We start from the raw sequence: 301 nt of genomic DNA on the forward strand, positions 1-301 counted from the left end.
CTTCAACTTCTTCCGCCGCAGCGCCTGCGGACTCTCCGCAGAGCGGCAGGACCGATTCGGGCGCCCCCTTAACAAAGAGAGTGGTGCCGACAATGGCCGATTCACGGCGACGGCGGGGATCAAATGCGAAGCGCCGCGCAGGATCGGCATTTTCCGGAGCGGACACGGAAAGCCGGCGCGCCAGGACATCAATGGCAGCCTCCATCGGATCCCCCTCCGGCCTCCACTCAGCTCCGTGGAGAACAGCCCTGCCCTGGGAGGCCTCCCGGGCCGCGAGGGCGGTTCTTGTGGCCGCGGCGAT

General features: G+C 67.4%; 1 protein-coding gene. It reads right to left on the bottom strand.

Features of this window, described 5'->3' with window-relative positions; all coding sequences use genetic code 11:
• Positions 1–205 (bottom strand): hypothetical protein (locus tag AC3XQU_RS23615; RefSeq protein WP_489876573.1); only part of this gene is annotated, 205 nt, incomplete at its 3' end.
• Positions 206–301: the final 96 nt, after the last annotated feature.

It is taken from the genome of Telluria sp. AZSoR62 (genome assembly GCF_058111565.1).